The 24,026-nt window shown below is 63.0% G+C and carries 22 protein-coding genes and 1 riboswitch; of the genes, 18 read left to right on the top strand and 4 right to left on the bottom strand.

The features are described from left to right. The first annotated feature begins 4 nt into the window (after positions 1-4). The 14 genes from VK98_RS07160 (at position 5) to VK98_RS07225 (ending at position 14,346) form a co-directional block, all read left to right on the top strand. Complete coding sequence (locus VK98_RS07160) at positions 5-601, top strand: NADH-quinone oxidoreductase subunit C (protein WP_048413401.1); 597 nt, start codon at positions 5-7, stop codon at positions 599-601. Then, on the top strand, positions 594-1,847 hold the full coding sequence (locus VK98_RS07165) for an NADH-quinone oxidoreductase subunit D (protein ID WP_048413402.1): 1,254 nt from the start codon (positions 594-596) through the stop codon (positions 1,845-1,847). Before VK98_RS07160 ends, VK98_RS07165 begins: the two co-directional genes overlap by 8 nt. Continuing rightward, positions 1,847-2,347, top strand: coding sequence for an NADH-quinone oxidoreductase subunit NuoE (nuoE, locus tag VK98_RS07170; protein WP_048413403.1), 501 nt, complete (start codon positions 1,847-1,849; stop codon positions 2,345-2,347). The genes VK98_RS07165 and nuoE overlap by 1 nt, the downstream gene beginning before the upstream one ends. Further along, positions 2,347-3,642, top strand: coding sequence for an NADH-quinone oxidoreductase subunit NuoF (gene nuoF / locus VK98_RS07175; RefSeq protein WP_048413404.1), 1,296 nt, complete (start codon positions 2,347-2,349; stop codon positions 3,640-3,642). Before nuoE ends, nuoF begins: the two co-directional genes overlap by 1 nt. A gap of 3 nt (positions 3,643-3,645) precedes the next feature. Beyond that, positions 3,646-5,976: an NADH-quinone oxidoreductase subunit NuoG gene (nuoG, locus tag VK98_RS07180; protein WP_048413405.1), complete on the top strand. Its 2,331-nt coding sequence runs from the start codon at positions 3,646-3,648 to the stop codon at positions 5,974-5,976. Between the two features lie 3 nt (positions 5,977-5,979). Then, complete coding sequence (gene nuoH, locus VK98_RS07185; protein WP_048413406.1) at positions 5,980-7,026, top strand: NADH-quinone oxidoreductase subunit NuoH; 1,047 nt, start codon at positions 5,980-5,982, stop codon at positions 7,024-7,026. A 19-nt stretch (positions 7,027-7,045) separates the two neighbouring features. Beyond that, the gene (gene nuoI, locus VK98_RS07190) at positions 7,046-7,534 is read left to right on the top strand and encodes an NADH-quinone oxidoreductase subunit NuoI (RefSeq protein WP_019102197.1); all 489 of its coding nucleotides are present in this window, start codon (positions 7,046-7,048) and stop codon (positions 7,532-7,534) included. Positions 7,535-7,543: 9 nt separating this feature from the next. Next, positions 7,544-8,203: an NADH-quinone oxidoreductase subunit J gene (locus tag VK98_RS07195; RefSeq protein WP_039755352.1), complete on the top strand. Its 660-nt coding sequence runs from the start codon at positions 7,544-7,546 to the stop codon at positions 8,201-8,203. A 26-nt stretch (positions 8,204-8,229) separates the two neighbouring features. Next, complete coding sequence (gene nuoK / locus VK98_RS07200; protein WP_019102195.1) at positions 8,230-8,535, top strand: NADH-quinone oxidoreductase subunit NuoK; 306 nt, start codon at positions 8,230-8,232, stop codon at positions 8,533-8,535. Between the two features lie 32 nt (positions 8,536-8,567). Next, a complete protein-coding gene (nuoL, locus tag VK98_RS07205; RefSeq protein ID WP_048413407.1) occupies positions 8,568-10,619 on the top strand; it encodes an NADH-quinone oxidoreductase subunit L in 2,052 nt (683 codons plus the stop codon). A gap of 40 nt (positions 10,620-10,659) precedes the next feature. After that, positions 10,660-12,156 carry an NADH-quinone oxidoreductase subunit M gene (locus VK98_RS07210; protein WP_048413408.1) on the top strand — a complete coding sequence of 499 codons (1,497 nt, stop codon included), beginning with the start codon at positions 10,660-10,662 and terminating at the stop codon, positions 12,154-12,156. 20 nt (positions 12,157-12,176) lie between these two features. Next, positions 12,177-13,631: an NADH-quinone oxidoreductase subunit NuoN gene (gene nuoN / locus VK98_RS07215; protein ID WP_048413409.1), complete on the top strand. Its 1,455-nt coding sequence runs from the start codon at positions 12,177-12,179 to the stop codon at positions 13,629-13,631. 12 nt (positions 13,632-13,643) lie between these two features. After that, on the top strand, positions 13,644-13,937 hold the full coding sequence (locus VK98_RS07220) for a DUF2818 family protein (protein WP_048413410.1): 294 nt from the start codon (positions 13,644-13,646) through the stop codon (positions 13,935-13,937). A gap of 115 nt (positions 13,938-14,052) precedes the next feature. Continuing rightward, positions 14,053-14,346, top strand: a complete 294-nt coding sequence (locus VK98_RS07225; protein WP_048413411.1) for a putative quinol monooxygenase — start codon at positions 14,053-14,055, stop codon at positions 14,344-14,346. A gap of 51 nt (positions 14,347-14,397) precedes the next feature. Here the strand turns inward: VK98_RS07225 and VK98_RS07230 are convergent, their stop codons facing one another. Together VK98_RS07230 and VK98_RS07235 are read right to left on the bottom strand one after the other, a co-directional pair. Next, positions 14,398-15,264 carry a lipid A biosynthesis lauroyl acyltransferase gene (locus tag VK98_RS07230; RefSeq protein ID WP_048413412.1) on the bottom strand — a complete coding sequence of 289 codons (867 nt, stop codon included), beginning with the start codon at positions 15,262-15,264 and terminating at the stop codon, positions 14,398-14,400. A 64-nt stretch (positions 15,265-15,328) separates the two neighbouring features. After that, positions 15,329-16,210 (bottom strand): lysophospholipid acyltransferase family protein, encoded by an 882-nt coding sequence (locus tag VK98_RS07235; protein ID WP_048413413.1) that lies wholly within the window; start codon positions 16,208-16,210, stop codon positions 15,329-15,331. A gap of 76 nt (positions 16,211-16,286) precedes the next feature. Here VK98_RS07235 and metK point away from each other — a divergent pair, with 76 nt between their 5' ends. Then, entirely contained in the window at positions 16,287-17,456 is a 1,170-nt protein-coding gene (gene metK, locus VK98_RS07240) for a methionine adenosyltransferase (RefSeq protein WP_048413414.1), read from the top strand. A 61-nt stretch (positions 17,457-17,517) separates the two neighbouring features. Here the strand turns inward: metK and VK98_RS07245 are convergent, their stop codons facing one another. Continuing rightward, positions 17,518-19,155, bottom strand: coding sequence for a histidine kinase N-terminal 7TM domain-containing protein (locus VK98_RS07245; protein ID WP_082158812.1), 1,638 nt, complete (start codon positions 19,153-19,155; stop codon positions 17,518-17,520). A 79-nt stretch (positions 19,156-19,234) separates the two neighbouring features. After that, positions 19,235-19,308: riboswitch (S-adenosyl-L-homocysteine riboswitch) on the top strand. Between the two features lie 62 nt (positions 19,309-19,370). Here VK98_RS07245 and ahcY point away from each other — a divergent pair. Continuing rightward, positions 19,371-20,780 (top strand): adenosylhomocysteinase, encoded by a 1,410-nt coding sequence (ahcY, locus tag VK98_RS07250; protein WP_048413473.1) that lies wholly within the window; start codon positions 19,371-19,373, stop codon positions 20,778-20,780. A 242-nt stretch (positions 20,781-21,022) separates the two neighbouring features. Further along, positions 21,023-21,859 carry a methylenetetrahydrofolate reductase [NAD(P)H] gene (metF, locus tag VK98_RS07255; RefSeq protein WP_048413416.1) on the top strand — a complete coding sequence of 279 codons (837 nt, stop codon included), beginning with the start codon at positions 21,023-21,025 and terminating at the stop codon, positions 21,857-21,859. Positions 21,860-21,943: 84 nt separating this feature from the next. Here metF and VK98_RS07260 read toward each other — a convergent pair whose 3' ends face one another. Then, entirely contained in the window at positions 21,944-22,429 is a 486-nt protein-coding gene (locus VK98_RS07260) for an Lrp/AsnC family transcriptional regulator (protein ID WP_039756263.1), read from the bottom strand. 482 nt (positions 22,430-22,911) lie between these two features. Between VK98_RS07260 and hppD the strand changes: the two genes are divergently transcribed. Beyond that, a complete protein-coding gene (gene hppD, locus VK98_RS07265; RefSeq protein WP_048413417.1) occupies positions 22,912-23,985 on the top strand; it encodes a 4-hydroxyphenylpyruvate dioxygenase in 1,074 nt (357 codons plus the stop codon). The last annotated feature ends 41 nt before the right edge of the window (positions 23,986-24,026 follow it).

A 24,026-nucleotide genomic window follows, 5' to 3' on the forward strand; every position in this document is an offset into this window, starting at 1 on the left:
ACTTATGGCCTCCAAGAAAATGGAAGCGTTAGGGTCGGCTGTGCAGCAGGCGCTGGGCGACAAGCTCGTGCAAAGCACGCTGGCTCTGGAAGAGCTGACCATTGTATGCAAGGCGGCGGATCTGATCGCCGTGGCGACCACGCTGCGCGACCACGCCGACCTGTCTTTTGAGCAATGCATCGATTTGTGCGGCGTGGACTACAGCGCATACCGCGACGAGGTATGGGACGGTCCGCGCTTCGCCGTTGTCTACCATCTGTTGTCGGTCAAGCACAATCAGCGCGTCCGCCTGCGCGTGTTCGCCGAAGACGACGCCTTCCCGGTGGTCGCTTCGGTCGTCGGCGTCTGGAGCGGCGCCAACTGGTTCGAGCGCGAGGCGTTCGACCTGTTCGGCATCGTTTTCGACGGCCACCCCGACCTGCGTCGCATCCTGACCGACTACGGCTTCGTCGGCCATCCGTTCCGCAAGGACTTCCCGCTGTCCGGTCACGTGGAAATGCGTTACGACCCGACCCAACAGCGCGTGATCTATCAGCCGGTGACCATCGAGCCGCGCGAAATCACGCCGCGCATCATCCGCGAGGAGAACTACGGTGGCTGAAATCCGTAACTACACCCTCAACTTCGGCCCGCAACACCCGGCCGCGCACGGCGTGCTGCGCCTGGTGCTGGAGCTGGACGGCGAAGTCGTCCAGCGCGCCGACCCGCACATCGGCCTGCTGCACCGCGGCACCGAGAAGCTGGCCGAGAGCAAGACCTTCATCCAGTCTCTGCCTTACATGGACCGTCTCGACTACGTGTCCATGATGTGCAACGAGCACGCTTACTGCCTGTCCATCGAGAAGCTGCTGGGCATCGAAGTGCCCGAGCGCGCGCAATACATCCGCGTGATGTTCGCCGAGATCACCCGTCTGCTGAACCACCTGCTGTGGATAGGCGCGCACGGTCTCGACATCGGCGCGATGACCGTGTTCCTGTACGCCTTCCGCGAACGCGAAGACCTGATGGACTGCTATGAGGCGGTGTCGGGCGCGCGTCTGCACGCGGCTTACTTCCGTCCCGGCGGCGTGTATCGCGACCTGCCGGACAGCATGCCGCAGTACACCGTCTCCAAGATCAAGAACGCCCGCGAACTGGCTCGCCGCAACGAAGGCCGCCAGGGCTCGCTGCTGGACTTCATCGACGACTTCACCCAGCGCTTCCCCGGCTATGTCGACGAGTACGAGACTCTGCTGACCGACAACCGCATCTGGAAACAGCGCACCGTCGGCATCGGCGTGGTGACGCCCGAGCGCGCGCTGAACCTGGGTCTGACCGGCCCGATGCTGCGCGGCTCCGGCATTGCCTGGGACTTGCGCAAGAAGCAGCCCTACGACGTGTATTCCAAGCTGGACTTCGACATCCCGGTGGGCGTCAACGGCGATTGCTACGACCGCTATCTGGTGCGCGTCGAAGAGATGCGCCAGTCCAACCGCATCATCCGCCAGTGCGTGGAATGGCTGCGCAAGAACCCGGGCCCGGTGATCACCGACAACCATAAAGTGGCGCCGCCTTCGCGCGAAGGCATGAAGGCCAATATGGAAGACCTGATCCACCACTTCAAACTGTTTACCGAGGGCATGCACGTGCCGGAGGGCGAGGCCTATGTGGGCACCGAACACCCGAAAGGCGAGTTCGGCGTCTACCTGGTGTCCGACGGCGCCAACAAGCCGTACCGTCTGAAGATCCGCGCGCCCGGCTATGCCCACCTGGCGGCGCTGGACGAGATGGCCAAGGGCCATATGATCGCCGACGTGGTGGCCATCATCGGTACGCAGGATATCGTGTTTGGGGAGATTGACCGCTGATGCTGTCCGCTGAATCGCTAGCCAAAATCGATCGCGAAGTCGCCAAATATCCCGCCGACCAGAAACGGTCCGCGGTGATGGGCGCCTTGCGCATCGCGCTGACTGAACGTCGCGAAGCGGGCTCCGCTCCGGAGGAGCGTTGCCTGAACACCGAGGTGATCGAATTCGTCGCCAACTACCTGCAGATCCCGCCGGTAGCCGCTTACGAAGTCGCCACCTTTTACAATATGTACGACATGAAGCCGGTTGGGCAGTACAAGATCACTGTCTGCACCAACTTGCCCTGTGCCTTGTCCGGCGGCGTCAACGCCGCCGAGTACATCTCCCGGAAGCTGGGCATCGCCATCGGCGAAACCAGCGCCGACGGCAAGTTCACCTTGCTGGAAGGGGAGTGCATGGGCGCCTGCGGCGACGCGCCGGTCTTGCTGGTCAACAACCACAAGATGTGCAGCTTCATGACGCCCGAAGCAATCGATAAGAAACTGGCGGAGCTGAAATAATGGCAATCTTCGTCAATGGCGTGATTTTCGATGGCGTCGACACTTCCGATCCCAATTGCTGGCAGCTGAGCGCCTATGAGGCGCGCGGCGGCTACCAGGCGCTGCGCCGCATCCTGGACAGCAAGATGGCCCAGGAAGACGTGATCGCCGAAGTGAAGAACTCCGGCCTGCGCGGCCGCGGCGGCGCGGGCTTCCCCACCGGTCTGAAGTGGAGCTTCATGCCCCGCTCCTTCCCGGGCGACAAATACGTCGTCTGCAACACCGACGAGGGCGAGCCGGGCACCTTCAAGGACCGCGACATCCTGCGCTTCAATCCGCATTCGCTGATCGAAGGCATGATCATCGCCGGTTACGCGATGGGCACCAAGGCCGGCTACAACTACATCCACGGCGAAATCTTCGCCGAATACGAGCGTTTCGAAGAAGCGCTGGACGAAGCGCGCAAGGCGGGTTTGCTGGGCGATAACATCCTGGGCTCCGGCTTCAACTTCGACCTGTTCGCCCATCACGGCTACGGCGCCTACATCTGCGGCGAGGAAACCGCGCTGCTGGAATCGCTGGAAGGCAAGAAGGGCCAGCCGCGCTTCAAGCCGCCGTTCCCGGCCAGCTTCGGCCTGTACGGCAAGCCGACCACCATCAACAACACCGAATCGTTCGCCTCGGTGCCCTTCATCATCCGCGACGGCGCTCAGCCTTTCCTGGAAAAGGGCAAGCCGAACAACGGCGGCACCAAGCTGTTCTCGGTATCCGGCCACGTCAACCGTCCGGGCAACTACGAGATTCCGCTGGGCACTCCGTTCTCCGAGCTGCTGGAAATGGCCGGCGGCATGCGCGACGGCAAGAAGCTCAAGGCGGTGATCCCGGGCGGCTCCTCCGCGCCCATCCTGCCCGCCGACGTCATGATGCAATGCACGATGGACTATGACAGCATCGCCAAAGCCGGCTCGATGCTGGGTTCCGGCGCCGTCATCGTGATGAATGAAGACGTGTGCATGATCAAGGCGCTGGAGCGTCTGGCCTACTTCTACCACGAAGAATCCTGCGGCCAGTGCACGCCGTGCCGCGAAGGCACCGGCTGGCTGTACCGCGTGATCCATCGCATCGCCAACGGCCAGGGCCGTCCGGGCGATCTGGAGCTTCTGGACTCCGTGGGCAACAATATGGCGGGCCGCACCATCTGTGCGCTGGCCGACGCCGCAGTGTTCCCGGTTCGCAGTTTCACCAAGCATTTCCGTCACGAGTTCGAGTACGCGATCGAACACGGAAAGACCTTGGTGGACCACAAATGGTGTTGAGCGATGCTTGAAATCGAAATCGACGGAAAAAAACTGACGGTCCCGCAAGGCAGCACCGTCATGGAAGCGGCCCACTCGGTGGGCACGTACATTCCGCACTTCTGCTACCACAAGAAGCTGTCCATCGCGGCCAACTGCCGCATGTGCCTGGTGGAAGTGGAAAAGGCGCCCAAGCCGCTGCCGGCTTGCGCCACCCCGGTGACCGACGGCATGAAGGTCCATACCCACTCCGACATGGCCAAGAAGGCCCAGGCCGGCGTGATGGAATTCCTGCTGATCAACCATCCGCTGGATTGCCCGATCTGCGATCAGGGCGGCGAATGCCAGCTGCAGGACTTGGCCGTGGGCTACGGCAACTCCTCCTCGCGTTATCAGGAAGAAAAGCGCGTGGTGGTGGGCAAGGACATGGGTCCGCTGGTTTCCGCGGAAGAAATGTCGCGCTGCATTCACTGTACCCGTTGCGTGCGCTTCACCGAGGAAGTCGGCGGCTTCCAGGAAATCGGCATGGCCCATCGCGGGGAGTTCTCCGAGATTCTGCCCTTCCTCGGCAAGACCGTGGACTCGGAAATCTCCGGCAACGTCATCGACCTGTGCCCGGTGGGCGCGCTGACCTCCAAGCCGTTCCGCTACAGCACCCGCGCCTGGGAGCTGTCGCGCCGCAAATCGGTCAGCCCGCACGACGGCCTGGGCTCCAACCTGATCGTTCAGGTCAAGAGCAATGAAGTGATGCGCGTGCTGCCGCTGGAAAACGAAGCCATCAACGAGTGCTGGATCGCCGACCGCGATCGCTTCTCCTACGAAGGCTTGAACTCGGCCGAGCGTCTGAAGCAGCCGATGATCAAGTTCGACGGCAAGTGGCACGAGACCGACTGGGAAACCGCGTTGAACTACGTGGTGAAGGGCCTGAACGGCGTGTCCGCCGATCACGGCAAGGACGCCATCGGCTTCCTGACCAGCCCGCACTCCACCACCGAAGAACTGCATCTGGCCCAGAAGCTGGCGCGCGCCTTCGGCGTGGAAAGCATTGATTACCGCCTGCGCCGCAGCGACTTCGCCGCCGACGCGGCCAAGCAGGGCGCGGAATGGCTGGGCTCCAGCATTTCCGATCTGGCCGCGGCCAAATCGGTGCTGGTGGTGGGCTCCACGCTGCGCAAGGAACAGCCGCTGCTGACCTCGCGCCTGCGCACCGCGGCCAAGAAGGGCAGCGAGCTTAACATTATCCACGTCGCCGACGACGACCTGCTGATCAAGGTCAACGCCAAGCTGATCGTGTCGCCGCTGGCGCTGGTCAACGGCTTCGCCCAGGTGCTGAAGGCCGTGGCCGAGATCAAGGGCGGCGAAACCGCCGTCGATCTGTCCGCGGTGCAAGTGTCCGCCGAGGCGCGCCGCATCGCCGAAAGCCTGAGCGGCGCGGAAACCGCCGCCGTGGTGCTGGGCAACGTGGCGCAACACCATCCGGCGTTCAGCCAGCTGCTGGCCGTGGCGCAGGAAATCGCGCGCCTGAGCGGCGCGAGCTTCGGCGTGTTGTCCGAAGCCGCCAACAGCGCGGGCGCGGAACTGGTGGGCGCGCTGCCGCAAGGCGCGGGCGCCAACGCCGCCGCGATGATCGCGCAGCCCAAGAAGGCTTACGTGCTGCTGAACACCGAAGTGGAGTTCGACAGCTACAACCCGCAAGCCGCCGTCGCCGCGATGAAGCAGGCGGCCACCGTGATCGCGCTGAGCGCGTTCAAGGGCCAGGGTCTGCTGGATTACGCCGACGTGCTGCTGCCGATCGCGCCGTTCTCCGAGACCGCCGGCTCCTTCGTCAATATGGAAGGCAAGCTGCAGCCGTTCAACGGCGTGGTGCGTCCGCTGGGCGAAGCCCGTCCGGCCTGGAAAGTGCTGCGCGTGTTGGGCAATATGCTGAATCTGTCCGGCTTCGACTTCAACAGCGCCGAGGAAGTGCGCGCCGAACTGCTGGCCAAGGGCGACATCGCCGCGCGTCTGAACAACGCGTTGAGCCAGCTGAACGTCGCCGCCGCCGCGACCGCAGGGCTGAGCCGCATCGGCGAAGTGCCGCTGTACCAGGCCGACGCCGTCTGCCGCCGCGCCGAGTCGCTGCAGCAGACCCGCGACGCGGCCGAGCCGGTGGCCTCCGCCCACGGCGCCCTGTTGCAGAAGCTGGGCATCGCCGCCGACAGCACCGCATTGCTGAGCCAGGGGTCCGGCCAGGCGCGCGTGCGCATCGTCGCCGACGACAGCCTGCCGCAGGATACGGTCCGCATCGCCACCGCTCACGCGGCCACGCTGGCGCTGGGCGGCATGTTCGACGCTATCGAGATCACCCAGGGGTAAAGCATGGAGTTCTTGCAAGGTATTCTTGGCACTGACGCGGGGCTTGTGGTTTGGACCCTGTTGAAGATCATCGCCATCGTATTGCCGATGCTGCTGTGCGTCGCCTACCTGACCTATGCCGAGCGCAAGGTCATCGGCTTCATGCAGATCCGCATCGGCCCCAACCGGGTAGGCCCGCTGGGCCTGCTGCAGCCGATCGCCGACGCGGTCAAGCTGCTGATGAAGGAAATCATCCTGCCCACCAACTCCAGCAAGGGCCTGTTCCTGCTGGCCCCAGTGCTGTCCATCGCTCCGGCGCTGGCGGCCTGGGCGGTGATTCCCTTCACCGACAAGCTGGTGCTGGCCAACGTCAACGCCTCGCTGCTCTACATCCTGGCCTTGACCTCGATGGGCGTTTACGGCGTGATCATCGCCGGCTGGGCGGGCAACTCCAAGTACTCCTTCCTCGGCGCCATGCGTTCCGCCGCCCAGATCGTGTCTTACGAACTGGCGATGGGCTTCGCGCTGATCGGCGTGCTGATGGTGTCCAGCAGCCTGAACCTGGTGGAGATCGTCCAGCAGCAAGGGCAGGGCATGGCCGGCGGTTCCGTGCTGTCGTGGAACTGGCTGCCGCTGTTCCCGCTGTTCGTGGTCTACCTGATTTCCGGCGTGGCCGAAACCAACCGCGCGCCGTTCGACGTGGCCGAGGGCGAATCCGAGATCGTCGCCGGCTTCCACGTCGAGTACTCGGGCATGGCCTTCGCCATCTTCTTCCTGGCCGAATACGCCAACATGATCCTGGTCGCCGCGCTGACCGCGCTGCTGTTCCTCGGCGGCTGGCTGTCGCCGTTCCCGGCGTCCTGGGGCATTCTGGGCGCGGGCGGCTTCTTCTGGCTGGCGCTCAAGGTGGCGATGGTGCTGTTCTGCTTCCTGTGGTTCCGCGCCACCTTCCCGCGTTATCGCTACGACCAGATCATGCGTCTGGGCTGGAAGGTGTTCATCCCGGTGACCCTGGTGTGGATCCTGGTGGTGGGCGTCTGGATGATGACCCCGCTGTCCTTGTGGCACTGAGACGGGGATAGGTGAAAAGATGAATTCGATCCGAAACTTTTTCAAGACCTTCCTGCTGGTGGAGCTGGTCAAGGGCCTGATGGTCACTGGCCGCTACTTCTTCGCCCGCAAGATCACGGTCCAGTTCCCCGAAGAGAAGACGCCGATCTCGCCGCGCTTCCGCGGCCTGCATGCTCAGCGCCGCTACGCCAACGGCGAAGAGCGCTGCATCGCCTGCAAACTGTGCGAGGCGGTGTGTCCGGCGATGGCGATCAGCATCGAGTCCGAACAGCGCGACGACGGCACCCGCCGCACCACGCGCTACGACATCGATCTGACCAAGTGCATCTTCTGCGGCTTCTGCGAGGAAGCCTGTCCGGTGGACGCCATCGTGGAAACCCACATCTTCGAATACCACGGCGAAAAACGTGGCGATCTGTACTACACCAAGCCGATGTTGTTGGCGATCGGCGACAAGTACGAAGCCGAGATCGCCGCCAACAAGGCGGCCGACGCCAAGTATCGCTAAGGGGGGGTCATGAACTTCACAATGTTTGTCTTCTATGTTCTGTCCGCCATCCTGGTGTTCGCGGGCATCCGCGTGGTGACGGCCAAGAACCCGATTCACGCGGCCTTGTTCCTGGTGCTGGCCTTCTTCAACAGCGCCGGCCTGTGGCTGCTGATGGAAGCCGAGTTCCTGGCCATCACCCTGGTGGTGGTGTATGTGGGCGCGGTGATGGTGTTGTTCCTGTTCGTGGTGATGATGCTGGACATCAACATCGAGAAACTGCGCGAGGGCTTCTGGAAGAATCTTCCGGTCGCCGCCGCCGTCGGCATCATCATGGTGTTTGAAATGGCGATGATTCTGGCCAGCCCGAGCGCCAGGCTGGACGCCTACCAGGCCGCCGCGCCGCTGGCAGCCGACTTCAGCAACGTCAAAGTGCTGGGCCGCCAGCTGTACACCACTTATCTGCTGCCCTTCGAAGTGGCGGCGGTGGTGCTGCTGCTGGCCATGGTGGCCGCCATCGGCCTGACCATGCGCAGCCGCAAGGACACCAAGGCGATCGATCCGGCGCTGCAAGTCAAGGTCAAGCGCAACGACCGCGTGCGTCTGGTGAAGATGCAGGCCGAACAGCCTGCGGAAGAATCCACGGTGGAGGAGGCCTCCGAGGCCGAATCCGGTAAGCAACAGGCCTGACGGCCAAACAACATAAGGGAGGAAATGTGCTGACACTGACTCACTTCCTGGTGCTGGCCGCAATCCTGTTTGCCATCGGCGTGCTGGGCGTTTTCCTGAACCGGAAAAATCTGATCGTGCTGCTGATGGCCATCGAGCTGATGCTGCTCGCGGTGAACTTCAATTTCATCGCGTTCTCGCATTACCTGTCGGATACGGCGGGCCAGATCTTCGTATTCTTCATCCTGACGGTGGCCGCGGCCGAAGCCGCGATCGGCCTCGCCATCCTGGTGGTGCTGTTCCGCAATCTGCGCACCATCAACGTTGAAGACTTGGGCAGCCTCAAAGGCTAAGGCAAACCGGAACCTACACAAAGCACACAAGCATGGATATGAAGAGCTTATACCTGCTGATTGCACTCGCCCCGCTGGCGGGTTCCATCATTGCAGGCCTATTTGGATGGGCCATCGGCCGGCGCGCTTCGCACGTCGTGACGATAGCCGGCGTGGCGCTGTCCGCCGCGCTGTCGCTCAAGGTGCTTCACGCCTTCCTGACCGGGCAGGCTGAAGTGTTCAACGGTCCGGTTTACACCTGGCTGACAGTGGGAGGCTACGAGTTCTCGGTGGGCTTCCTGGTGGATTCGCTGACCGCGATGATGCTGGTGGTGGTCACCAGCGTGTCGCTGATGGTGCACATTTACACCATAGGCTACATGCAGGAAGACCCGGGCTATCAGCGTTTCTTCAGCTATATCTCGCTGTTTACCTTCTCGATGCTGATGCTGGTGATGAGCAACAACTTCATCCAGCTGTTCTTCGGTTGGGAAGCGGTGGGCCTGGTGTCCTATCTGCTGATCGGCTTCTGGTTCAAGCGTCCGACCGCGATCTACGCCAACCTGAAGGCCTTCCTGGTCAACCGCGTCGGCGACTTCGGCTTCCTGCTGGGCATCGGCCTGGTGCTGGCCTACTTCGGCGGCTCGCTGAACTACAGCGACGTGTTCGCCGCCGCTCCGGCGCTGGCCAACAAGACCATCAGCCTGATTCCGGGTACCGAGTGGTCGCTGCTGAGCGTGACCTGCATCCTGCTGTTCATCGGCGCGATGGGCAAATCGGCGCAGTTCCCGCTGCACGTGTGGCTGCCGGATTCGATGGAAGGCCCTACCCCGATCTCGGCGCTGATCCACGCGGCCACCATGGTGACCGCCGGCATCTTCATGGTGTCGCGGATGAGCCCGCTGTTCGAGCTGTCCGACACCGCGCTGAACGTGATCATGGTCGCCGGTTCCATCACCGCGCTGTTCATGGGCTTCCTCGGCATCGTCCAGAACGACATCAAGCGCGTGGTGGCCTACTCCACGCTGTCGCAGCTGGGCTATATGACCGTGGCGCTGGGCGCCTCGGCCTACTCGGTGGCGATGTTCCACGTGATGACCCACGCCTTCTTCAAGGCGCTGCTGTTCCTGGCGGCGGGTTCGGTGATCATCGGCATGCACCATGATCAGGACATGCGCAATATGGGCGGCCTGCGCAAGTACATGCCCATCACCTGGCTGACTTCGCTCTTGGGTTCGCTGGCCTTGATCGGCACGCCGTTCTTCTCCGGCTTCTACTCCAAGGACTCCATCATCGAGGCGGTGCACGCGTCCAATCTGTCCGCGTCCGGTTTCGCCTACTTCGCGGTGATCGCCGGCGTGTTCGTCACCGCCTTCTACTCCTTCCGCATGTACTTCCTGGTCTTCCACGGCAAGGAGCGCTGGATGGAGAACCATGGCTCGCATCACGAACACCACGGCGACAGCGATGAAGAAGAGGTGTCCCACGACCATCACCACGGCCTGGGCCCGAACGACAAGCCGCACGAGTCCCCGTGGGTGGTGACCCTGCCGCTGGTGCTGCTGGCGATTCCGTCGGTGCTGGTCGGTTACTTCGCGATCGAGCCGCTGCTGTACGGCGACTTCTTCAAAGGCGTGATAACCGTCAACAATGAACTGCACCCGGCGATGGAAGAGATCGCCCGCGAGTTCCACGGCGCGGCCGCCATGGGCGTGCATTCGCTGAGCACCCTGCCGCTGTGGCTGGCGGTGGCCGGCGTGGCGACCGCCTGGTTCTTCTACATGAAGGCGCCGCAGATTCCGGCCGCCATCAAGCAGAAGTTCGGCCTGGTGAACAAGATCCTGGAGAACAAGTACTACCTGGACGAGATCTACTTCGCCGTGTTCGCCAAGGGCTCGCGCGCTCTGGGCACCTTGTTCTGGAAGGTGGGCGACATGCTGTTGATCGACGGCTTGCTGGTGAACGGCACCGCCAAACTGGTGGCGACCTTCTCCGGCTTCATCCGCCGCGCGCAGACCGGCTTCATCTACAGCTACGCCACCGCGATGATCATCGGGGTGCTGGCCTTGATGACGATGTGGTTCTTTCCGCTGATCTGGCGTTGAGCCCGGGCTCCGGGATTGGAATAACAACTTGGGTTTGACTATGTTCACAAATCTATTGTCTCTGGTGATCTGGACCCCTATCGCGGCCGGGTTGCTGGTGCTGGCTACGGGGGGCGACCAGCGGGCCACGCTGGCGCGCTGGCTGGCCGCGGCGGGCGCGTTGGCGGGCTTCCTGCTGTCGCTGCCGCTGTTCACCGAGTTCAACAACCTCAGCGGCGGCATGCAGTTCGTCGAGATGAAGCCGTGGATCGAATCCCTCGGCATCAACTACCACCTGGGCGTGGACGGCATCTCGATGCTGTTCGTGGTGCTCAACAGCTTCACCACCCTGCTGGTGGTGGTGGCGGGCTGGGAAGTGATCCAGAAGCGCGTGTCGCAGTACATGGCCGCCTTCCTGATCATGTCCGGCCTGATCAACGGCGCCTTCGCCGCGCTGGACGCCATCCTGTTCTACGTCTTCTTCGAAGGCATGCTGATTCCGATGTATCTGATCATCGGCGTCTGGGGCGGCCCGCGTCGCGTGTACGCGTCGATCAAGTTCTTCCTCTACACCCTGCTCGGCTCGCTGCTGATGCTGGTGGCCTTGATCTACCTGTACTTCCAGGCCGGCAAGTCCTTCGACATCCAGGCTTTCCACGACATCGCCAAGATCCCGCTGACGGTGCAGATCCTGCTGTTCGTCGCCTTCTTCCTGTCCTTCGCGGTGAAGGTGCCGATGTGGCCGGTGCACACCTGGCTGCCGGACGCCCACGTGGAAGCGCCGACCGGCGGCTCCATGGTGCTGGCCGCGATCACGCTGAAGATCGGCGCCTACGGCTTCCTGCGGTTCGTGCTGCCCATCCTGCCGGACGCCGCGCGCGAGCTGTCCGGCGTGATGGTGGCGCTGTCGCTGGTGGCGGTGGTCTACATCGGCCTGGTGGCGCTGGTGCAGTCCGACATGAAGAAGCTGGTGGCTTACTCCTCCATCTCGCACATGGGCTTCGTCACCCTGGGCCTGTTCCTGTTCACCGGTTCCGAACTGAACCAGTGGGCGGTTGAGGGCGCGCTGGTGCAGATGGTGTCCCACGGCTTCGTGTCCGCCGCGATGTTCTTCTGCATCGGCGTGATGTACGACCGCGTGCACAGCCGCAACATCGCCGACTACGGCGGCGTGGCCAACAAGATGCCTATCTTCGCCGCCTTCATGATGCTGTTCGCGATGGCCAACTCCGGTCTGCCGGCCACTTCCGGCTTCGTCGGCGAGTTCATGGTGATCATGGGCGCGGTGCAGGTGAACTTCTGGTACGCGGCGCTGGCCGCCACCACGCTGATCTTCGGCGCGGCCTATACCTTGTGGATGTACAAGCGCGTGATCTTCGGCGATGTGGGCAACAGCCATGTGGCCGAGTTGTCCGACGTCAACAAGCGCGAATTCCTGGTGCTGGCCATCCTGGCCATCGCGGTGCTGGGCATGGGCCTGTATCCGCAAGCCTTCGTCGAGAAAATGCACCTGTCGGTCAATGACCTGATCCTGCATGTCTCGCAGAGCAAGCTGTAAGCGCGGAAGGAATGGAAACAATGAATTGGGCTGATCTCAACCTGATACCGGCAATTCCGGAGATGTTCCTCGCCGGCGCGATCCTGTTCGTGCTGATGGCGGACCTGTTCGTTTCGGATGAAAAGCGCGGCATCACCCTGGGCCTGACCCTGCTGAGCCTGTTGGGCGCGGCGGTGGCGCAGGTGATGACTTTCACCGCGCAGCCGGTGGTCACCTTCTCCGGCATGTTCGTCGCCGATCCGATGGGCGGCGTGGTCAAGCTGGCCATGTACGCGGTCACCGCCATCGTGCTGATCTACAGCCGGCAGTACACCGCCGACCGTCAGCTGTTCAAGGGCGAGTATTTCTCGCTGGCGCTGTTCGCGCTCTTGGGCATGAACCTGATGGTGTCCGCCTCGCACTTCCTGACCCTGTACATGGGCCTGGAACTGCTGTCGCTGGCGCTGTACTCGCTGATCGCGCTGCAGCGCGACTCGGTGCAGGCCACCGAGGCGGCGATGAAGTACTTCGTGCTGGGCGCGCTGGCTTCCGGCCTGCTGCTCTACGGCATTTCCATGGTTTACGGCGCCACCGGCTCGCTGGAACTGGCCACGGTGGCCAAGTCCATCGCCGCGCACAAGGCCAACGACGTGCTGCTGGTCTTCGGCCTGGTCTTCATCGTGGCCGGCCTGTCCTTCAAGCTGGGCGCGGTGCCGTTCCACATGTGGGTGCCTGACGTTTACCACGGCGCGCCGACTTCGGTGACGCTGATGGTGGGCGCGGCGCCCAAGCTGGCCGCCTTCGTGTTCACGCTGCGCATCCTGGCCCAGGGCCTGGACGCGCTGGTGGCGGACTGGCAGCAGATGCTGGTGATCGTGGCCGCGCTGTCGATGGCCATCGGCAACATCACCGCCATCGTGCAGACCAATATCAAGCGGATGCTGGCCTACTCGACGATCTCGCACATGGGCTTCCTGCTCTTGGGCGTACTGGCCGGCACCAAGGTCGGCTACTCGGCCGCGCTGTTCTACGCGCTGAGCTATGTGCTGATGTCCCTGGTCAGCTTCGGCATGCTGCTGGCGCTGTCGCGCGCCGGTTTCGAGTGCGAGAAGGTCGACGATCTGAAGGGCCTGAACAGTCGCAACAGCTGGTACGCGCTGCTGATGCTGCTGACTATGTTCTCCATGGCCGGCATCCCGCCGCTGGTGGGCTTCTACGCCAAGTTCGCGGTGATCAAGGCCATCGTCGACATCGGCATGATCAAGCTGGCCATCTTCGCGGTGCTGATGTCGGTGATCGGCGCGTTCTACTACCTGCGCGTAGTGAAGGCGATGTATTTCGACGACGCCGAAGACCGCAGCGATATCGTGGTGCGCGGCGACATGAAGCTGGTGCTGTCGCTGAACGCGCTGGCCCTGCTCTTCATCGGCCTGCTGCCGGAGCGCGCGATGGAGCTGTGCCTGCAAGTCGTGCGTCAATCGCTCACCGTGATTTAAGGCCAGTCCGCCATGCAATCCAGCGTCATCGCTTTGCTGATCGTTGCCCTGGCGGCGGCGAACCTGCCGTTCCTGACCCAGAAAGTGGGCGGGGTGTGGAAAGTGGCCAACAAGCATTTTGGCTGGCGCTTTCTGGAACTGATGGCGCTGTACTTGCTGGTGGGCGGCTTCGCCTATCTGCTGGAAAGCCGGCTGATGCCGGTGCAGCCGCAGAACTGGCAGTTCTACGTGACGACTGTGTCGCTGTTCCTGGTGTTCGCGTTTCCGGGCTACGTCTATCGCTACTTCTGGCGGCGACGGGCCTAGCGCGAGCCGGGCGGACGCAATACGCGGCGCGGACGGGGTTTCCCCGTCCGCGCTGTTTTTTTGGGGAGAGCGGCGGCGCGCGCCAAGCCGCGAAATGCAGAGAAGGGGGAATGGAATGTTGAAAGTGATCGCTCAGGACTTCATTCAGCCGGACCGGGTGGCCGAGGTGATGCCGCTGTATCGCGAACTGCTGGCGAAGACGCGGCAAGAGCCGGACTGCATCAGCTACGAGCTGTTCATCGACCAGAAAGACCCCGGCCATTTCGTCTTCATCGAAACCTGGCCGGACCGGGCGGCCCTGGACCGTCATTGCGCCACCGAGCATTTCCAGCGGCTGGTGCCGCAGATAGACAGCCGTCAGCGGCAGGCGGGCACTTTCTTGCTGATGGACGCGTTCGCCGAGGTCTGACGGAGAAGGGCACCGCTATGCGGCGCCCCTGATAGCGTGAGGCTTGTGGACTTAGTAGAAGCGCGCCTCGCCTTGCGGCCGGCTCTTGAAGCGCTTGTGCAGCCAGAAGTACTGGTCCGGGATTTCGCGGACGCGCTGCTCCAGGAAGGCGTTCATGCGGCGGGTGTCGGCCTCCACGTCCTCGCTGGGGTAGTCGTCCCAAGGCGGATAGAACTCCAGCTCGAAGCGGTCGCCGACGCGGCGGGCGATGGCGGGCACCACCTTGGCGCGCGCCAGCTTGCTGATGCGGGACAGGCCGGTGATGGTGGCGGCCTTGACGCCGAAGAAGTCGACGAACACCGAGTCGCGGACGCCGAAGTCCTGATCCGGCAGGTAGAGGAAGGGCGCGTGGTCCTTGCGCATCGCCTTGATGATGGGGCGCAGGCCCTCCTGGCGCGACACGATGTAGGCGTTGTCGTAGCGCTGGCGTCCCTGATAAATCTGGCGGTCCAGCGCTTCGTTCTTCTGATGGGAGTAGACGCTGACCAGCGGGATATGCTGATTCAGCGAATACACGCACATTTCGAAGCCGACGAAGTGGGGGTAGAACAGGATCACGTCTTCGCCGCGTTCGCGCAGCGCGGTGACGTAGTGCAGGTTCTTGATCTCCACCAGCTTGTCGATGCGCGCGGCCGAGCTCCACCAGACCACGCCGTACTCCAGCACCATGCGTATCATGTGCTGGAAATTGCGGCGGATCAGCCGGCGGCGCTCCGCCACCGGCATCTCGGGAAAGCACAGCCGCAGATTGATCATGCCGACGCGGCGGCGGCCGTGGGCCAGACAGTAGGCGATATTGCCCAGGCCGCGGGCCAGCAGGCCGATCGCCCACATCGGCAGCAGGCGGATGAGCCAGAGCAGGGCAAAAGCGAATTTCATAAATTTCCTCGTGGGAATGCTCGAAAACCTCGCTGTGCTGGCGAGGGTTTTCCGAGGTCCCCTGTTATTGCGCGTCCGGCCGGCTGACGCCGGGCGGACATTTATAGCGGTTATAGCTCCACAGGTATTGGCTGGGGAAGCGGCGGATCAGCGCTTCCACCTGGGCGTTTAGCTGGGCGGCGTCTTGCTCCTTGTCGCCGCTGAAGGCTTGCGCCGGCGGTTCGATGTGCACGCGGAAGCCCTGGCCGCCCGGCAGACGCTCGCCGACGAAGAACAGCGTCTCCACGCCGCTGATCTGCGCCAGCCGCGGCACCAGGGTCATGGTGTAGGCCGGGCGTTCGAAGAACGGCGCCCACACGCCTTCGCCGTTGCCGGGCACCTGGTCCGGCAGGATGATGGTGGCCTCGCCGGATTTCAGCGCCTTCATCAGCACGCGCACGCCGGCGCCGGTGGCCGGCGCGGTCTTGCCCTTGCCGCGCGCGCGGCCGGCCTGCATCACCGGTTCCAGCCAGGCCAGCTTGGGCGGACGGTACATCGCGGTCAGCGGAAACGGCAGCCGCGAGCTGATGTAGCGGCCGGCGATGTCGTAGCTGCCCAGATGAGGGGTGACGAAGACGATGCCGTGGCCTTTGGCCAGCGCCGCCTCGACGTGTTCCCAGCCGGAGCAGGATTTGACCATGGCGGCGATGTCGTCCGGCTCCCGGCACCAGGCGATGGCCAGTTCCAGCGCGCCTTTGCCGGTTTCCGCGGCGCTTTGTTTGACTAAACGCGGTAAAAGCTGATAATTTCGGCAGATTTTACTAGAACTTAGGTTCTCCCGGAGCCGTGCTCTGTAGCGGGGGGACGCATGATAAGTCAGTCGTCCAAGAACGGCACCTAGGCCTTGTAGCCAGGATAAAGGCAGGTGCGCCAGGAAAGACAGCAATAAATGGACTAGCTTAGACATATGAAGCTCAGTCTTGGTCTTAAAGCGACCTATTTTATCATCACAAGGTTTTGCATTTTTCGGGAACGAATAATAAATGAGCGAATATCTGTTTACATCTGAGTCGGTGTCGGAAGGACACCCGGACAAAGTCGCCGATCAGATCTCCGACGCCATCCTCGACGCCATCCTGCGCGAGGACAAGCACGCGCGCGTCGCCGCCGAGACCCTGGTGAACACCGGCCTGGTGGTGTTGGCCGGCGAAATCACCACCAGCGCCAATATCGATTACATCAAGATCGCCCGCGAAACCATCAAGCGCATCGGTTACGACGACTCCGCGCTGGGCTTCGATTTCCGCGGTTGCGCGGTCATGGCTTGCTACGACAAGCAGTCGCAGGACATCGCCCAGGGCGTCAACGAAGGCGAAGGTCTGGACCTGAACCAGGGCGCCGGCGACCAGGGCCTGATGTTCGGCTATGCCTGCGATGAAACCCCGACGCTGATGCCGTTCCCGATCTACTACGCGCACCGTCTGGTGCAGCGTCAGGCCGAACTGCGCAAGGACGGCCGTCTGCCGTGGCTGCGTCCGGACGCCAAGAGCCAGATCACTTGCGTCTACGACGGCGCCACCGGCCTGCCCAAGCGCATCGACACCGTGGTGCTGTCCACCCAGCACACCCCGGACATCGATCACAAGACGCTGACCGAGGCGGTGATCGAGGACATCATCAAGCCGGTGCTGCCGCCGGAGATGATCACGCCGGAAACCAAGTTCCTGATCAACCCGACCGGCCGTTTCGTCATTGGCGGCCCGATGGGCGATTGCGGCCTGACCGGCCGCAAGATCATCGTCGACACCTACGGCGGCGCGGCGCCGCACGGCGGCGGCGCTTTCTCCGGCAAGGACCCGTCCAAGGTGGACCGCTCCGCCGCCTACGCCGGCCGCTACGTGGCGAAGAACATCGTCGCCGCCGGCCTGGCGCGCCAGTGCCAGATCCAGGTTTCCTACGCCATCGGCGTGGCCGAGCCGACCTCGATCGCGGTGGACACCTTCGGCACCAACTCGATTCCGAACGAGAAGATTGTCGAACTGGTGAAGAAGCATTTCGACCTGCGTCCGAAAGGCATCATCCAGATGCTGGACCTGCTGCGTCCGATCTACAGCAAGACCGCCGCTTACGGCCATTTCGGCCGGGAAGAGCCGGAATTCAGCTGGGAGCGCACCGACAAGGTGGAAGCGCTGCGCGCCGACGCCGGTCTGTAAATCGCGTTAGGCTTCGCGCCGAGAAACGCCTGTCCGCGGACAGGCGTTTTTTTTGTCCTGATTAAAGAGCCGCGCTCAGCCGGCAGGCGTTTTTGCCGCCGGCCTTGACCGCGTACAGGGCCCGGTCCGCGGCCTGGTACAGCGCGGCCGGGTTGTCCGCGTGCAGCGGGAAGGCGGCCAGGCCGCAGGAAAAGGTGGCGCAGAAACTGTCGTCGCCGGCGCCGTGCGGCAGCCGCTGGAAGGCTGAGCGCCAGCCCTCGGCGCGGCGCAGGGCCTGCTCGCCGTCCGCGCCGGGCATCAGCACCAGGAATTCCTCGCCGCCCAGCCGGCAGAGGATGTCGCCGCCGCGGCCGTCTTCGGCCAGCAACGCGGACAGGCGGCGCAAGACCTCGTCGCCGAAGTAATGGCCGAAGCTGTCATTGATGCGTTTGAAGTCGTCCAGATCGATCAGCGCGATGCTGAGCGGCGCGCCGTCGCGGCGGGCGCGGCTCAGTTCGCGGGCGAAGGCGTCGTCCAGATAACGGCGGTTGTACAGGCCGGTCAGCGGGTCGCGCAAGGCCTGCTCGCGCAGCGCCGCCTGCAGCGCTTCGATTTCGGCGATGCGCAAGGCCAGGGTCTGGTTGGCGCCGCGCAGCGCTTCTTCGGCCCGGCGCCGCTCGGTGATGTCGCGCGCCACCAGCATGCGGCTGGAGTGGGGTTGAGGATGTTGGGCGATAGGATACACGCGCAGGTCCAGGATGCGCGCGCCGTCTTGCAAGGACAGCTCCAAGGATTGCTCCCGGCCGCTCAGGATAGGTTCCCGCGGCCAGTCCGCCGGCAAGGGCTGACCCAGCAGCTGGCGGCCGGGCCGGCCCAGCAGCCGCGCGGCGGCCGGGTTGAGGTCCAGGATGCGCAGCTCGTCGTCTATCACCAGCACCCCGTCGCCCATGGCCTCGAAGGAGCGCGCGCGCGCCACCGGCACCAGATAGAGCAGGCGCAGATAGAGCAGGTCCAGCGCGAACACCAGGCCGGTGACGGCGAAGGCCAGCGGCGTCGGGTCCAGGCCCTGCAAGGGCATGGCGCCGCTCAGGTAGAGGACGTTGCCCAGCCAGGGCGCGCAGGCGCTGGCCATCAGCACGATGGACTGGCCGCGGAAGTGGGCCGGGTAGTAATGCAGTGCGCGGATCAGCATCAGCGAGCCGATCAGCATCATCAGATAGGAGTAGCCGGCGACGCCGATCCAGAACGCCGGGCCGTGACCGTAGATCAGCAGATTGTAGCCGGAGGGGCTGGGCCGGTAGCCGGTCCACACCAGGTGGTGGCTCTCGTTGCTGAGCGCCAGGACGAAGCAGAGCAGCGGCAGCGCGAACAGCGCGGCTAGCCAGCGCCGGCTCAGCTGGATGCGGTTGTAGTCCAGCGCCAGCAGCAGGAACAGCACCGGGGTGCTCAAGGTGCCCAGGTATTCCAGCTTGGACCAGGCGATCTTGGCCGACAGGCTGGCGGCGGCCAGCTCGCACATCGCGCCGGCGGACCAGAACGCCACCGAGCTCATCAGCAGCGCCAGCCAGCGCACGCCGGGAAACTGGCGGCGATACCAGGCGATGGCGGCGATGGCGGTGGAAATCAGCGCGGCGATCCCGGACAGGGCGGCCAGCGGGGTGAAGTCGAAAGTCATGGGGCGGCGATGAATCGGCAAGCCGGTAGTGTATCTTCTTGGCATGCGGACTCCTACCTTTTCCGAGCGGCATAGGTATAATCGAAACGTCGCCGTCCGCGTGTCCACGCCACCGGCGTCCGGTCGGCCCGAGGGGCGCTGCGAGGATGATCCATCCCCAGGCTCGGGCCGCTCCCGCTTCAACGGCGCTCACCTGATCAAAACCGTGCCGGGCACGGGAGCGGGTGAGCCGCATCCTGGCCGGCCGCGTGAACCAAGGAATGCTCGCGATGGCTGATTTCACTGATTTTCATGTTGCCGATATCAATCTGGCCGCCTGGGGCCGCAAGGAACTGGCGATTGCCGAAACCGAGATGCCGGGCCTGATGGCCCTGCGCGACGAGCACCGACACAGCCAGCCCCTGCGCGGCGCGCGCATCGCCGGCAGCCTGCACATGACGATACAGACCGGGGTCTTGATCGAGACCCTGGTGGCGCTGGGCGCGGAAGTGCGCTGGGCCTCTTGCAACATCTTCTCCACCCAGGATCACGCCGCCGCCGCCATCGCCGCGGCCGGCATTCCGGTGTTCGCCTTCAAGGGCGAGAGCCTGGACGAGTACTGGGAGTTCAGCCACAAGATCTTCGAATGGCCGGAGCAGGAGCCGGCCAATATGATTCTGGACGACGGCGGCGACGCCACCTTGCTGCTGATGCTGGGCAGCAAGGCGGAAAGCGACCGCGGCGCGATCAGCCATCCGTCCAACGAGGAGGAGACCGCGCTGTTCGCCGCCATTGCCCGTTATCTGGAAAAAGATCCGCAGTGGTATTCCAAGCGCCTCCAGCACATCAAGGGCGTGACCGAGGAAACCACCACCGGCGTGCACCGCCTGTACCAGCTGGAGAAGGAAGGGCGGCTGCCGTTCCCTGCCTTCAACGTCAACGACTCGGTGACCAAGTCCAAGTTCGACAACCTCTACGGCTGCCGCGAATCGCTGGTGGACGGCATCAAGCGCGCCACCGACGTGATGGTGGCCGGCAAGGTGGCGGTGGTGCTGGGCTACGGCGACGTGGGCAAGGGTTGCGCGCAAAGCCTGCGCGGCCTGGGCGCCACGGTGTGGGTGACCGAGGTGGATCCGATCTGCGCGCTGCAGGCGGCGATGGAGGGCTACCGCGTGGTGCGCATGGACGAAGTGGCCGACCAGGCCGACATCTTCGTCACCGCCACCGGCAACGTCGGCGTGATCACCCACGAGCACATGAAGAAGATGCGCAACAACGCCATCGTCTGCAATATCGGCCATTTCGACAGCGAGATCGAAGTCGCCAGCCTGCGCCAGTACCAGTGGGACAATATCAAGCCGCAGGTGGACCACATCATCTTCCCGGACGGCAAACGGGTGATCCTGCTGGCCGAAGGCCGGCTGGTCAATCTGGGTTGCGCCACCGGCCATCCCAGCTTCGTGATGTCCAACTCCTTCACCAACCAGGTGCTGGCGCAGGTGGAAATCTTCGCCAACGGCCTGCAATACGGCAAACAGGTGTATGTGTTGCCCAAGCATCTGGACGAGAAGGTGGCGCGTTTGCACCTGGGCCGCATCGGCGCCCGGCTGACCGAGCTGTCCGACGAACAGGCCGCCTACATCAGCGTGCCCAAGCAAGGCCCTTATAAGCCGGATCACTATCGTTATTGATTTTTATAACGATAAAAAAGCGGACAGGGCTATTAGAATGGTGCTGTCCGTTTTTTTTGTCCGCTGCTGCGGATCGCGATCATTCTAATAAGAGCGGCTAACAAACTCAGTTTCACGTCTGAGGCAAGGCGCGCCGACGCAGGCAGTACTTGAGTACGGCAAGTCGGCGCAACGCAGCGTCAGGGGTTGCTTAGCCGCTCTAAAAAACAAAGGAGTCTCCCGCAGGGAGATGCAGAGAGACCATGACAGCACAGAGCCGAACCTTCAGTTTCGAATTCTTTCCGCCCAAGACCCCGGAAGGCATCGCCAAGCTGCGCACCACGCGCCAGCAGCTGGCCCAGTTCAAGCCGCAGTTCTTTTCCGTCACCTTCGGCGCCGGCGGCACCACCCGCGACGGCACGCTGGCGACGGTGCTGGAAATCCGCAGCGAAGGCCACGCCGCCGCGCCGCACCTGTCCTGCATCGGCTCCACCCGCGAGAACATCGGCGCCATCCTCAAGGAATACCGCAACAACGGCATCCGCCACATCGTCGCGCTGCGCGGCGACATTCCGTCCGGTATGGTGGCGGCCGGCGAGTTCCGTTACGCCAACGAGCTGGTGGAGTTCATCCGCGCCGAGCACGGCGACCATTTCCACATCGAGGTGGCCGCCTATCCGGAATTCCACCCGCAGGCGCGCTCGGCCGAGGACGACATCAACAACTTCGTGCGCAAGGTCAACGCCGGCGCCAATTCGGCGATGACCCAGTATTTCTTCAACGCCGACGCCTATTTCCGCTTCATCGACGAAGCGCAGGCGCGCGGCGTGAATATTCCCATCGTTCCGGGCATCATGCCGATTTCCAATTTCGGGCAACTGTGTCGTTTTTCCGACATGTGCGGCGCGGAAGTGCCGCGCTGGCTGCGCCAGCGCATGCAGGCTTATTACGACGACAGCGCCTCCATCCGCGCGCTGGGCTTGGACGTGGTGACCGAGCTGTGCGATCGGCTGCTGCAGCACGGCGCGCCGGGCCTGCACTTCTACACGCTGAACCAGGCCGGGCTGGTGTCCACCATCTGGCAACGGCTGGGTTTGTGAGTCGGTACGCTTTCCCATGCAAAACGGCCCGGAGTTCCGGGCCGTTCTGTTTCAAATCCGCACGCGGCGCAAGGCCGCTCCGCCTTAAAGGCCACGCAGTTGGCCGAGCGGCAGTGAAGTCGTCCGCTTGATCTCCTTGAGCACGAAGCTGGACTTCACGTCGGCGACACCGGGGTGCTGCAACAGCTCGTCCATCACGAAGCGCGAAAAGTGCTCCATGTCCTCGAAATACACTTGCAGCAGATAGTCCATCTCGCCGGTCATCGCAAAGCAGTTGATGACTTCCTGCCAGCTTTGCACCGCTTCGATGAAGCTTTGCAAATGCGCGTTGCCGCGCTTTTCCAGCGTGACCCTGACCCAGGCCTGCAGGCCCAGGCCGATGCGGGCCGGGTCCAGCAGCGCCACGTATTGGCGGATCACGCCGGACTCCTCCAGCTGCTTCAGACGGCGCAGGCAAGGGGATGGAGACAGGGCCACCCGTTCTGCTAATTCCACATTGGTTAAGCGGCCGTCATGTTGCAGTTCGGCCAGAATACGCAAGTCTGTCTTATCTAATGTAAGACTTGGCATGTTTTCTCCTAAAAGAGGCAAAATATTAGTGTTTTATACTTAGTTATTACTGGTTTCTTGGTATTTAGCAAGAAAATTGCCCCGTAGTTTCCATAGAATAAAAAGCCTAAAAACGCATTCTACACACGGCGCTAAAAAAGCACCGGGGTTTGTCGAGTGAATAAGACGGCGGAGATAAGATTCACATTTTGAGGAGAAGCTTGCCGCTCGTCACGGCAGGCTAAACCAGCGCGCGGCAAGCGCCTTTCTCCCCAGCAGTCTTTTCCCTTCCGACTTTTCCACGCGAAGCCAAATGCGTTGCGCAGGGCTTTTTACAACATGTCATGACAAGACTATCACAAGACATGCCATCAAAAGCTACTGTTAATTGTTAATAAACAAGCTTGTTGCGCGGACCACAAGACCAAGTCGCCAGTTCAGAGCGGCGCTCGACTTCCGCTCGCCGCAAACCGGCGCACACTCATCTACAACAGGAGAAACAGATGAAAATGGAAACCATGCTGAAAAACCCCCTGGCCACCGACGGCTTTGAATTTGTCGAATACACCGCGCCCAACGCCGAAGGCATCGCCAAGCTCAAGGCCCTGTTCCTGTCCCTGGGCTTCAGCGAAGTGGCGCGCCACCGCAGCAAGAACGTCAGTCTGTTCCGCCAGGGCGACATCAATTTCATTCTGAACGGCGAGTCGTCGCAGCCGGCCAACGCCTTCGGCCGCGAGCACGGTCCGTCGGCTTGTGCGATGGCGTGGCGCGTCAAGGACGCGGCCAAGGCCTATGAATACGCGCTGGCCCACGGCGCCAAGAAATACGAGCGCCCGATCGGCTTCATGGAGCTGAATATTCCGGCGGTGGAGGGGATCGGCGGCTCGGCGCTGTATTTCGTCGACCGCTATGGCCCGGAGCACAGCATCTACGACGTGGACTTCCTGCCGCTGGACGGCGTCGACCAGCATCCGCAAGGCGTGGGCCTGTACGAGATCGATCACCTGACTCACAATGTGTTCCGCGGCAATATGGCCAAGTGGGCGGGCTTCTACACCGATATCGCCAACTTCCGCGAAATCCGTTATTTCGACATCGAGGGCAAGCTCACCGGCCTGGTGTCCCAGGCGATGACCAGCCCCTGCGGCAAGATCCGCATCCCGATCAACGAATCCTCCGACGACAAGAGCCAGATCGAGGAATTCCTGCGCGAATACCACGGCGAAGGCATCCAGCACATCGCGCTGACCACTCGCGACATTTACCAGACCGTGGAAACGCTGAAAGCCGCCGGCACCCGCTTCCTCGACACCCCGGACACCTATTATGAAAAGGTGGACGTGCGCGTGCCCGGGCACGGCGAGGACCTGGCGCGCCTGCACAAGAACCATATCCTGGTGGACGGCGCGCCGGTGGACGGCGCCGGCATCCTGCTGCAGATCTTCACCGAAACCGTGATCGGCCCGATCTTCTTCGAGATCATTCAGCGCAAGGGCAACGAGGGTTTCGGCGAGGGCAACTTCCGCGCCCTGTTCGAGTCGATCGAAGAGGACCAGATCCGCCGCGGCGTGATCTAAAGAAGCGGTTCGCGATCTCGCGGGCTGGGGCGAAACAAGGC

This window comes from Chromobacterium sp. LK11, from assembly GCF_001043705.1.
Taxonomy (GTDB): Bacteria; Pseudomonadota; Gammaproteobacteria; order Burkholderiales; family Chromobacteriaceae; genus Chromobacterium; species Chromobacterium alkanivorans.